This is a genomic window from Burkholderia sp. BCC0398 (assembly GCF_902833245.1).
In the GTDB taxonomy this organism is placed as follows: domain Bacteria; phylum Pseudomonadota; class Gammaproteobacteria; order Burkholderiales; family Burkholderiaceae; genus Burkholderia; species Burkholderia sola.
Genome location: NZ_CADFEM010000024.1, coordinates 49793 through 60076 on the forward strand (window position 1 = coordinate 49793; position 10284 = coordinate 60076).

Sequence of the window (10284 nt, forward strand, 5' to 3'; positions counted from 1 at the left end):
CTGCTCTATGCAGTCGGAATGTCGCGCGATTATAGCGGGTGGCGGCGACGCCGCAATGACGAACGGCGGTTGTCAGGCCAGCACGCGCCGGGCCGCCAGCATACCCCAGTACGACGCTTCCTCGAACAGCGACAGCCCGGACAGGTCGGCATGCGCGAATACGACGGGGCCGTCGGCATCGCGCAGCGCGAGCAGCCCCGGTCGGCTCAGGAAGCCGACGTCGGGTGTCGCCATCGCATGGCCGCGCACGGTGATCTCGAGTGCGGTCGCATGCTTCCACAGCTCGCGTCCGTACACGGCCTGCAGGTCGATTGCCGCCTGCTCGCGCAACGCGTCGGGCTTCGCCTGCGCGAGCCAGCGGCGCGTATCGTCCGGCGTTTGCGTGCTCAATGCCTGATAGGCGGAGAAGACGGAGCGCGTCGGCGGCGACATCCGGATCAACTGGTGCGTCGACACGACATAGCCGAGCCCCGCGCCGCCGTAGACGACGTTGTCCCACGCGAGCGGTACGCCGGCTTCCTCGGCCGGCATGCCGTCGAGCAGGAAATTGGCCACGAGCCACGGCGCGCGCGGCGGCAGATCGCGCGCGGGATCGAAGCCGTATGCGTGTATCTGAGGAAACACGCGCGCCGCGACGAACAGCGGCATCGCGGAAACGACCCGGCGCGCCTTCAGCATGAACGTCGACAGCGCGCCGTCGCGGCCGACGCGGGCGCACAGCACGTCGACGCCGCCCGCACGTTCGGTCGCGCGCACCGCGAAGCCGTCCCGCGACCATGCGTTCGAGCCGGTGCGCGCGGCGATCGAATCACTCAGCTTCGTCACCATCGTGTGCAGCCCGTCGGGCCAGGTCAGCACCGCGCCGTCGCCCGCGTCGCCCGCATGGCCGCCGCGCGACGAGAAATAGTGCAGCCCGGCCCATGCGGAGACGTGCTCGTAACCGGCGCCGTAGTCGTCGCGGCAGCAATAGTCAAGATACCAGTGCAGCGCCTTCGCGGTGTAGCCCTCGTCGCGCAGCCACTGGCGAAACGAGCGCCGGTCGAGTGCGCGCCAGCGCGGGTCGCGCGACGATTCCGCGATCGGGATGCAGAACACCTTGCGGCCGTCGGCGCCGCGCGCGGTGCGCAGCCCGTCCGTGTACGCGAAGAAGCGCGCCTGCTGCGCGAGTGCGTCGGCGTCGAGGCCGGCGGTCGGCACGATGCCGTCCTGCCACTGCCCGCCGATGAACAGGCGTTCGTCCGGTGCGTGGACGAGGGCACGCTCGTCGTACACGGGGCGCGCGGAGAACGGCGCGGATTCGATCACGCCGAGATCGGCGAGCATGTCGCGCAGATGCACGGATTCGAGCGACGGCAGCGGCAGGTAGTGCGCGCCCTTCGGATAGCCGAGCGTGCCGAAGCGCCCGCCGGCCGCGTTGCCGCCGAATTCGGGGCCGGCGAGCACCGTGAAGCGCGTATGGCCGGCGCGCGCGAGCTGCCATGCGCACGACAGCCCGGCCGCGCCGGCGCCGAGAATCGCGACGTCCGTCTCGATCGTGCCGGACGGCGGCGGCAGCGTGGCATGGTCGCGCAGCGCGTGGCCTTCGCGCATGCCGGGGTAGTCGATGCGCGGCGTCGTCTCGATCCAGCCGGTGCGGCCGCAGGCGGCGAGCGACGCGGCCGCCGACGCGACGAGGAACGTGCGACGGTCCATCAGCGCAGTACGTGCTTCCAGTCGTCGTCGAAGCGGCGCACGAGCGGCTGGTCGTTGAGTTCGTTCGGCGACATCGGCAGCGCCGGCATGTCGGCCGGAAAGTGGAACATCTCGGCGGCCGTTTGCGGATCGAGCCAGCGCGTCGGCACCGAGTAGTGCGTCGGCACCGTGAAATCGCGGCGCTTGCCGGCGATCACGAAGCCCCAGTCGCCGAACGACGGCACGTAGCAGTGGTACGGCCACGTGTTGAACCCGGCTTCGCGCAGCGTCGCGATGATGGTCCAGTACGCATGCGGCGCGAAATACGGCGACGTCGACTGGATCACCGTGTAGCCGTTCTCCGACAGGTGCCGCGCGAGCAGCCGGAATACGGGCACCGAATACAGGCGGCCGAGCCCGAAGTTGGTCGGATCGGGGAAGTCGACGACGATCGCGTCATACACGTCGGCATTCGATTCGAGCCAGCGCACCGCGTCGTCGTTGATCACCTGCACGCGCGGGTCCTTCAGCGCGCCCTGGTTCAGCTTGACGAGCGGCGCGGACGTCGAGAACAGCTTCGTCATCGCGGGATCGAGATCGACGAGCGTGATCCGTTCGAGATGGCGGTGCTTGAGCAGTTCGCGCACCGCGAGGCCGTCGCCGCCGCCCAGCACGAGCACGCGCTTCGCCCACGGCAGCGCCTCGATGGCCGGATGGATCAGCGCTTCGTGATAGCGGTGCTCGTCGCGCGACGAGAATTGCAGGTTGCCGTTCAGGTACAGCCGCATGTCGTCGTGCCACTGCGTGAGCACGATGCGCTGGTACGGCGTCGTTTCCGAATAGATCGTCTCGTCACCGTATACGCCGTGCTCGGCCCAGTGCGTGATGCGCTCCGACAGCGCGAACCCGGCGATCAGCAGCCCGATCACGAGCGACGCGCGCATCAGCTTGCCGCGCACGTTGCGGATTTCGTCGCGGAACAGGTGCGTCGTCCACAACGCGACGAATGCGTTCAGGAGACCGAACAGGAAGCTCGTGCGCAGCAGGCCGAGACGCGGCGCGAGCACGAGCGGGAAGATCAGCGACACGGCGAGCGAGCCGAGATAGTCGAAGGTCAGCACCTCGCTGACGGTATGGCGGAACGCCTGGCGGCGCTGCTGGAACGCGCGCATCACGAGCGGAATCTCCATCCCGATCAGCAGGCCGAGCGCGAGCACCAGTGCGTAAAGCGCCGCGCGAAACGGTGCGGCGAGCCAGGCGAACACGACGAACAGCAGCGCGGCCGATACGCCGCCGAGCAGGCCGACGAGCAGCTCGATGTCGACGAAGCGGTCGAGCACGTCGTCGTCCTCGACGAACTTCGCGAGCCACGAGCCGATCCCCATCGCGAACAGGTAGCAGCCGATCACCGACGAGAACTGCAGGATCGAATCGCCGAGCAGGTAGCTCGACAGCGCGCTGCTGATCAGTTCGTAGCCGAGCCCGCACGACGCGAGCACGAGAATCGACAGGACGAGCGCACGCTTATGCAGCATCGCGCATCCGTTGTGCAGTGTTCGGCAATGTGGATATACTGGCGCGGATTTTCGTCTGGCGGCCCCGTGCGGGCCGACCGGCGACGGGGCGGCGAACCGAGCACAAAATCCGAGGAAAAGAATGAATAGTGCCTATCTTTATGCGGTTCATTTACTGTCGGCGTTCGTGCTGCTTCTTGTGTTCGCGGCAGTGTACCTGAAGGTCACCCCGTTCGACGAACTCGCGCTGATCCGCGACGGCAACGCGGCCGCGACGCTGTCGTTCGGCGGCGCGCTGATCGGTTTCTGCCTGACGCTCGCGTCCAGCATCGCGCACAATTCCACGCTCGGCGAAGTCGTGATCTGGGCCGTCGGCGCGATGATCGTGCAACTGATCACCTATGCGGTGCTGACGCGCGTGATGCCCGGCATGAATCATGCGATCGAGGATCGCAACGTCGCGATGGGCGGCCTGATGGGCACCGCGTCGCTCGTCGTCGGCATTATCAATGCCGCCTGCCTGACCTGACGCGCCACGCGTTTCGAGGAGACCGACATGAGTCTGGGTTCATTCATCCGCAAGCAGTTCATCGACGTCCTGCAATGGACGGAAGACACCGACGGCGTACTGGCCTGGCGCTATCCGATGGAAGACCAGGAAATCCAGTACGGCGGCAAGCTGACCGTGCGCGAAACGCAGGTCGCGATCTTCGTCAACGAGGGCAGGGTCGCCGACGTGTTCCAGCCTGGGCTCTATACGCTGGAAACGCGCACGCTGCCGGTGCTCACGAACCTGAAGAACTGGGATAAATTCTTTCAGTCGCCTTTCAAGTCGGACGTCTACTTCTTCAGCACGCGGCTGCAGCTGGGCCGGCGTTGGGGCACCGCGCAGCCGATGACGATCCGCGATCGCGAATTCGGCTTCGTGCAACTGCGCGCGTTCGGCATCTACTCGTACCGGATCGTCGATGCGGCCGCATTCCATCGCGAGGTCAGCGGCACGCGCGCGGCCTATACGGTCGACGATCTCGAGCAGCAACTGCGCAACCTGGTCGTCACCGCGATGAGCACGACGTTCGGCTCGGCCGACGTGCCGTTCGTCGACATGGCCGCGAACCAGTCGCTGCTGTCGCAGCGTGTGGCCGACGCGCTGGTGCCGGTGTTCACGCGCTACGGGCTTGCGCTCGACGCGTTCGCGGTCGAGAGCGTGTCGCTGCCGGCCGAGCTGCAAAAGGCGCTCGACCTGCGGATCGGAGCGGGGATGGCCGGCGATCTCGCGCGCGCCACGCAATACCAGACCGCGCAGGCGATTCCGCTCGCCGCGCAAAACCCGGGCGGCATCGCCGGGGTCGGCGCGGGGCTGGCCGCCGGGGCGGCAATCGGGCAGGCGATGGCCGGCCAGATCGCGGGCGCCGCACAACCGGCGCAGGCTGCGCCGCCCGCGCCCGTCGCGGCGCCGATCGCCGCGGGAGCGGCCGAGGGCACCGATTACGTGCAGCGGCTCGAGCAGTTGAAGGCGCTGCTCGACAAGGGCCTCGTGACCGAAGACGACTATTCGCGCGCGAAGGCCGAGATCCTCGCGAAGCTCACGCGGTAAGCGTCGCGCATGTTCCGTACCTCGTGCCCCCAATGCGGCGCGCCGGTCGAGTTTCGCTCGGCCGCGGCGGTGATGGCCGTCTGCGCGTTCTGCCGCAGCACGCTGCTCAAGCGCGGCGCCGACGTCGAGCGCATCGGCGAACTGGCCACGGTGCTCGACGATGCATCGCCGATCCAGATCGGCACGGCCGGGCGCTACGGTAGCCGCGTGTTCACGGTGCTCGGCCGCATCCAGATGACCTACGACGCCGGTGCGTGGAGCGAATGGTACGTCGTGTTCGACGACGGCGCGTTCGGATGGCTGTCGGATGCGTCGGGCCAGTACGCGATCACGGTGCGCGAACCCGACGATGCGGCAGGCGCCGCGTGGCCCGCATTCGGCACGCTCGAGCCGGGCATGCGGATCGACCACGGCGGCCGCGCGTATCTGGTGTCCGACGTGCGTACCGCACGCTGCACGGGCGGCGACGGCGAGCTGCCGTTCCGCGTCGATGCCGGGTGGGAAGCGCGCGTCGTCGACCTGCGCACCGGCAATGCATTCGCGACCTACGACTATTCCGACGCCGAGTCGAACGCCGGGAGCCCGGCCGTCTATTCGGGCGAGGCGCTGGCATTCGATGCGCTCGCGTTCACGGGGTTACGCGATACCGAAAACGATACGCGCGAGAAACGCGGCGCGGAGATGGTGCCGTTCGCGTGCCCGAGCTGCGGTGCGCCACTGTCCTATGCGCCGAACGTGGCCGACTACGTCGTGTGCGGCAACTGCCATGCGGGCGTGCAGTGCACGGCCGAGCAGCAGACCGTGTTCGCGGCGCAGCGCAAGCTCGAATCGGTGAAGGGCGCGCTCGAACTCGGCGCGATCGGCACGTTCGACGGTGTGAAGTACACGGTGATCGGCATGATGCGCTGCCGCGTGCCGGGCGACGCCGAGACATGGGACGAATACCTGCTGCTGAACCCGAAGCGCGGCTTCCTGTGGCTGGTGCAAAGCGAAGGGCGCTGGGAGCGCGTGCAGGTGCTCGACCATTGGCCGACGATCGGCGGCGAATCCAGCGTGACCGATGGCGGCAAGACCTATCGTTTGCGCGAGGAATACGAATCGGAGGTCGTCTACGTGGTCGGGGCATTCAACTGGCGCGTGCAGGCGGGCGACCGCACGTCGATCATCGATTACGGCTGGCAGAAGGACAAGCTCACGCGCGAGCGCAGTGACGCGGAGATCGTCTGGTCGCGTGCGCGGCCGCTGACGGGCAGCGCGCTCGCCGAGCGTTTCGGCACGCCGGCGCTGGCGACGGCCACCGCCGCCGCCGCGGGCGCCACCGAATCGATGGGCCTGTTCGGCAGGAAGGGGCCGCACAGTTTTGCGCCGCTGCCGTTCATGTTCAGCGCGTTGCTCGTGGTCTTCAACCTGGGTTCGCTGTTCTCGTTCACCGGACGCTCCGTCTACGTGCTGGTCGGCCTGCTGGTGCTGTGGCTGCCGGAATGGCTGTGGGCGCGTTTTGCGTCGGACGGGGGCAACGCGTGATCCGGTACATCCTTTACGGCATCTACGGCCTGATCGTCGTCACGCTGTTCAGCTGCGCATCGATCGGCGGCAGCGGGTCGGGCGGTAGCGGCTGGGGCAGTTCGTCGGCGCGCAGCGGCTACTCGTCGTACGGGTCGCACAAATGACCGCGCGCGACGGGATCGCGCCGCCCTGCGCGGTGCTCGGCTTGCACGTGCTGGCCGACCTGGCCGGCATCGACGCGGCGCTGCTGCGCGACGCCGCGCGACTCGAGTCGATTCTCACCGAAGCAGCGCTGCGGGCCGGCGCACGCGTGATCGGCGCGCATTTCCATCATTTCGGCGGCGAACATGGCGTGACGGGCGTCGTGCTGCTCGCCGAATCGCACATCACGATCCACACGTGGCCCGAGCATCGTTTCGCGGCCGTCGACGCGTTCATGTGCGGCGCGGCGCGCGCGGCCGACGCGGTCGACGCGATCGCCGCGGCGCTCGGCACGCAGGCGCAGGTACGGCAGCAGGTTGCGCGCGGCGGCGCGCCGCTCAGCGCGGCAGCGCTTCCGCTTCGGCCCAGCGCTTGAACGAATCGAGACGCCGGCGCGTGTGCACGAGGTAGAACGCGCCGATCAGCGGTTCGAGCAGCCAGCGCAGCCAGGCAGGCTGGGCGCGGAAGTGGTACGTGAATTTCACTTCGGTCATGCCGGGCGTGCGCTCGGTGAAGTTCCAGCTGCCGCTGAAGCGTTGGAGCACTTTCGGCCCGTCGACCATTTCGACGGCGGCGACCTGCGGCGGGCGGTACGAGATGTAGCGCGACACCATCGTCGCGCCCGACTGGCTGCGGCAGAACGCATCGACGCCGACATGGGCGGTCGTTCCGTCGAGCAGATAGGCATCGATGAGGAAGCTGTCCCACACGAGCCGCCGCGCGTAATCCTGCGACCACGTGAAGAGGCGTCTGCGATCGACGCCGACGGTCCGGCTGACTGAGATCCTCATGAGCGCGCGCGCCAGGGTTCGGATTGGAATGCAATCGAGTGTACCGCGCCAATAACCTGTGTTTCGTCAGACATCGTCAAGTCGAGCGTGGGCTCGAATGGGATCGATTGACGCACTTCGGGAATTCCCCTAGGATTTATCCCAACCCTTCGGGACAGACCCGGAGCGTTTCAATCTCTTGAGGGAGCCTCATGAGTACGCAACAGAACCGGCGCTTCGACGCGCTCGTTTTCATCGGTCGTTTCCAGCCTCCGCATCGTGGTCACCTGAACGTGCTGAAGTCGGCACTGAGCCGGGCCGAGCGCGTGTGCGTGCTGATTGGATCGACCGACAAGCCCCGCACCATCAAGGATCCGTTCTCGTTCGACGAGCGCCGCCAGATGCTGGCTTCGCTGCTCGACGCGTCCGAGCGCGACCGCGTGACGATCGCCCCGCTGCAGGATTCGACCTACAACGACGGCGACTGGGTGCGCTGGGTGCAGGATGCGGTGGCCGGCGCGCTCGGCGACGTCGCGCAGCGCAAGGTCGGGCTGATCGGCCACGAGAAGGACGCCACGTCGTATTACCTGCGGATGTTCCCGCAATGGGCGCTCGTCGACGTCGACGCGACGGAAGACATTTCCGCTACCGAGATCCGCGACCAGTATTTCGCCGAACGGACCAACAGCTTCGTGCAGTGGGCCGTGCCCGAACCCGTGTTCGGCTGGCTCGAGCGGTTCCGCACGCAGCCGGAATTCGCGCAACTGAAGTCGGAAGCCGAATTCATCGCCGCGTATCGCAAGGCGTGGGCGGCCGCGCCGTATCCGGTCACGTTCGTGACGGTCGACGCGGTGGTCGTGCACTCGGGGCATATCCTGCTCGTGCGCCGTCGCAGCGAACCGGGCCGTGGCCTGTGGGCGCTGCCGGGCGGCTTCGTGAACCAGGACGAGCGGCTCGATGCGGCGTGCATTCGCGAACTGCGCGAGGAAACCGGCCTCAAGCTGCCGGAGCCCGTGCTGCGCGGCTCGATCAAGGATCGCCAGGTGTTCGATCACCCGACGCGTTCGCTGCGCGGCCGCACGATCACGCATGCGTGCCTGTTCAACTTTCCGACCGGCGAGCTGCCGCGCGTGAAGGGCAGCGACGACGCCGACAAGGCGCGCTGGGTTCCGCTCAACGAATTCGCGCAGATGCGCAACGTGATGTTCGAGGATCACTTCGACATCGCGTATCACTTCCTGGGGAAGCTGTGACGCGCTGATTCCCCGCATTCGGTCCGCCGCGACAGACGCGGCGGCACTTCAACGGCCTAGAGGAGCTCTAGCCATGCAAAACGATCCCGGCGGCTTTGCCGCGGTTCTCGCCAATCCGATTCTCAACACGGATTCGTACAAGGCTTCCCACTTCCTGCAATATCCGCCGGACGCATCGGCGATGTTCTCGTACGTCGAATCGCGCGGCGGCCGCTATGACCGCACGCTGTTCTTCGGCCTTCAGATGCTGCTGAAGGAGTACCTGTGCAAGCCGGTCACGCACGCGATGATCGACGACGCGCGCGATTTCTTCGCCGTGCACGGCGAGCCGTTCAACGAAGCCGGATGGCGCCATATCGTCGAGCACTACGACGGCTACCTGCCGGTGAAGATCCGTGCGGTGCCGGAAGGCTCGATCGTGCCGGTGCACAACGTGCTGATGACGGTCGAATGCGACGATCCGCAGGTGTTCTGGCTCGCGTCGTATCTCGAGACGATGTTGTTGCGCATCTGGTATCCGGTGACGGTGGCGACCCGCAGCTGGCACCTGCGGCAAACGATCCGCCGCTTCCTCGAAAGGACCGACGACGATCTCGCGCAACTGCCGTTCAAGCTGCACGACTTCGGCGCGCGCGGCGTGTCGAGCGCGGAATCGGCCGCGATCGGCGGCGCCGCGCATCTCGTAAGCTTCATGGGCTCGGATACCGTGCTCGGCGTGCTGGCCGCGAACCGCTTCTATCGCGAGCCGATGGCCGCCTACTCGGTGCCGGCGGCCGAGCACAGCACGATCACGTCGTGGGGGCGCGAAGGCGAGGCCGACGCGTACCGCAACATGATCAACCGCTTCGGTTTGCCGGGCGCGATCGTATCGGTCGTATCGGACTCCTATGATCTGTTCGCCGCGCTCGATCTGTGGGGCGGCGAACTTCGGCAGGCGGTGATCGATTCGGGCGCGACGCTCGTCGTGCGTCCCGATTCCGGCGACCCGGTGACGATCGTGCTGCAAACGGTGCGGGCGCTCGACGTGTCGTTCGGCTCGACCGTGAACGGCAAGGGGCGGCGCGTGCTGAACCACGTGCGCGTGATCCAGGGCGACGGCGTCGACGAGCAGTCGATCGAAGCGATCCTCGCCGCGCTCGACGAGGCAGGCTACGCGGCCGGCAACGTGGTGTTCGGCATGGGCGGTGCGCTGTTGCAGCGGGTGAATCGCGATACGCAGCGCTTCGCGATGAAGTGCTCGGCCATCCGGCGCGGCGGCGTGTGGCACGACGTCCGCAAGGATCCGGTCACCGATCAGGGCAAGCGCTCGAAGCGAGGGCGGCTGACGCTGCTGCGCAATTGGCGCACCGGCGAGTATCGGACGGCGACGCTGCCGGTTGCGTGGGACGATCGGGCGCGGGAAGGCGAATGGGACGAGGCGCTCGAGACGGTGTTCGACACCGGGCGTCTGGTCGTCGATACGTCGTTTGCGGAGGTCAGGGCAAGGGCGCACGCGGGGGAGGTGTGACGCGGGTGAGGCCCTGAGACAGGTTGCGTTACTTTGGCATCTTAACGGAGTGCCCTGGATGTCGGCGCGACGCGCGGGTCACCGCACAGATGCTGACATCCACCGTTGCATATGGGGACCAGCGTCACTCCAATCTGAAGATAGCCTTCGTAACCCGCACTGTCTTTCGGATAGGGAGAGGTGGGCGCGCAAATTCGGACAGCAGGATAAGTGGGTCGTCCGGGGCCTGAGCCGGCGATAATGCCGACAAAGGAACCCGGAAGAT

10 protein-coding genes are annotated in these 10284 nt (G+C 67.2%); 7 read left to right on the plus strand and 3 right to left on the minus strand.

Annotated features, from left to right (window positions below; translation table 11 throughout):
* Positions 1–72: 72 nt before the first annotated feature.
* Positions 73–1692, minus strand: coding sequence for an NAD(P)/FAD-dependent oxidoreductase (locus tag HWX76_RS34295; RefSeq protein WP_176017010.1), 1620 nt, complete (start codon positions 1690–1692; stop codon positions 73–75).
* Entirely contained in the window at positions 1692–3206 is a 1515-nt protein-coding gene (locus HWX76_RS34300) for a polyamine aminopropyltransferase (RefSeq protein WP_050014957.1), read from the minus strand. Before HWX76_RS34300 ends, HWX76_RS34295 begins: the two co-directional genes overlap by 1 nt.
* Positions 3207–3327: 121 nt before the next feature.
* Here HWX76_RS34300 and HWX76_RS34305 point away from each other — a divergent pair, with 121 nt between their 5' ends.
* The 5 genes from HWX76_RS34305 to speD are packed head-to-tail and all read left to right on the plus strand — an operon-like array spanning position 3328 to position 6865.
* Positions 3328–3714, plus strand: a complete 387-nt coding sequence (locus HWX76_RS34305; RefSeq protein WP_006480820.1) for a DUF350 domain-containing protein — start codon at positions 3328–3330, stop codon at positions 3712–3714.
* A gap of 27 nt (positions 3715–3741) precedes the next feature.
* Entirely contained in the window at positions 3742–4782 is a 1041-nt protein-coding gene (locus HWX76_RS34310; protein WP_176017011.1) for an SPFH domain-containing protein, read from the plus strand.
* Positions 4783–4791: 9 nt separating this feature from the next.
* Entirely contained in the window at positions 4792–6306 is a 1515-nt protein-coding gene (locus HWX76_RS34315; protein WP_050014961.1) for a DUF4178 domain-containing protein, read from the plus strand.
* Positions 6303–6452, plus strand: coding sequence for a hypothetical protein (locus HWX76_RS34320; protein ID WP_155291822.1), 150 nt, complete (start codon positions 6303–6305; stop codon positions 6450–6452). Before HWX76_RS34315 ends, HWX76_RS34320 begins: the two co-directional genes overlap by 4 nt.
* A complete protein-coding gene (gene speD, locus HWX76_RS34325; RefSeq protein ID WP_050014963.1) occupies positions 6449–6865 on the plus strand; it encodes an adenosylmethionine decarboxylase in 417 nt (138 codons plus the stop codon). Before HWX76_RS34320 ends, speD begins: the two co-directional genes overlap by 4 nt.
* Here the strand turns inward: speD and HWX76_RS34330 are convergent.
* Positions 6828–7280: an SRPBCC family protein gene (locus tag HWX76_RS34330; protein WP_050014965.1), complete on the minus strand. Its 453-nt coding sequence runs from the start codon at positions 7278–7280 to the stop codon at positions 6828–6830. The genes speD and HWX76_RS34330 overlap by 38 nt on opposite strands.
* A 191-nt stretch (positions 7281–7471) precedes the next feature.
* On the opposite strand from HWX76_RS34330, the gene HWX76_RS34335 reads away from it, so the two are divergent.
* Complete coding sequence (locus HWX76_RS34335; protein WP_050014966.1) at positions 7472–8512, plus strand: bifunctional nicotinamide-nucleotide adenylyltransferase/Nudix hydroxylase; 1041 nt, start codon at positions 7472–7474, stop codon at positions 8510–8512.
* 73 nt (positions 8513–8585) lie between these two features.
* Positions 8586–10019: a nicotinate phosphoribosyltransferase gene (locus HWX76_RS34340; protein WP_176017012.1), complete on the plus strand. Its 1434-nt coding sequence runs from the start codon at positions 8586–8588 to the stop codon at positions 10017–10019.
* Positions 10020–10284 lie beyond the last annotated feature (265 nt).

Bases quoted from the DNA above. Each gene is read 5' to 3' on its own strand.
- HWX76_RS34340 (WP_176017012.1), top strand. From the start codon at position 8,586: ATGCAAAACGATCCCGGCGGCTTTGCCGCGGTTCTCGCCAATCCGATT.
- HWX76_RS34305 (WP_006480820.1), top strand. From the start codon at position 3,328: ATGAATAGTGCCTATCTTTATGCGGTTCATTTACTGTCGGCGTTCGTG.
- HWX76_RS34315 (WP_050014961.1), top strand. From the start codon at position 4,792: ATGTTCCGTACCTCGTGCCCCCAATGCGGCGCGCCGGTCGAGTTTCGC.
- HWX76_RS34330 (WP_050014965.1), bottom strand. From the start codon at position 7,280: ATGAGGATCTCAGTCAGCCGGACCGTCGGCGTCGATCGCAGACGCCTC.
- HWX76_RS34300 (WP_050014957.1), bottom strand. From the start codon at position 3,206: ATGCTGCATAAGCGTGCGCTCGTCCTGTCGATTCTCGTGCTCGCGTCG.
- HWX76_RS34310 (WP_176017011.1), top strand. From the start codon at position 3,742: ATGAGTCTGGGTTCATTCATCCGCAAGCAGTTCATCGACGTCCTGCAA.
- HWX76_RS34295 (WP_176017010.1), bottom strand. From the start codon at position 1,692: ATGGACCGTCGCACGTTCCTCGTCGCGTCGGCGGCCGCGTCGCTCGCC.
- speD (WP_050014963.1), top strand. From the start codon at position 6,449: ATGACCGCGCGCGACGGGATCGCGCCGCCCTGCGCGGTGCTCGGCTTG.
- HWX76_RS34335 (WP_050014966.1), top strand. From the start codon at position 7,472: ATGAGTACGCAACAGAACCGGCGCTTCGACGCGCTCGTTTTCATCGGT.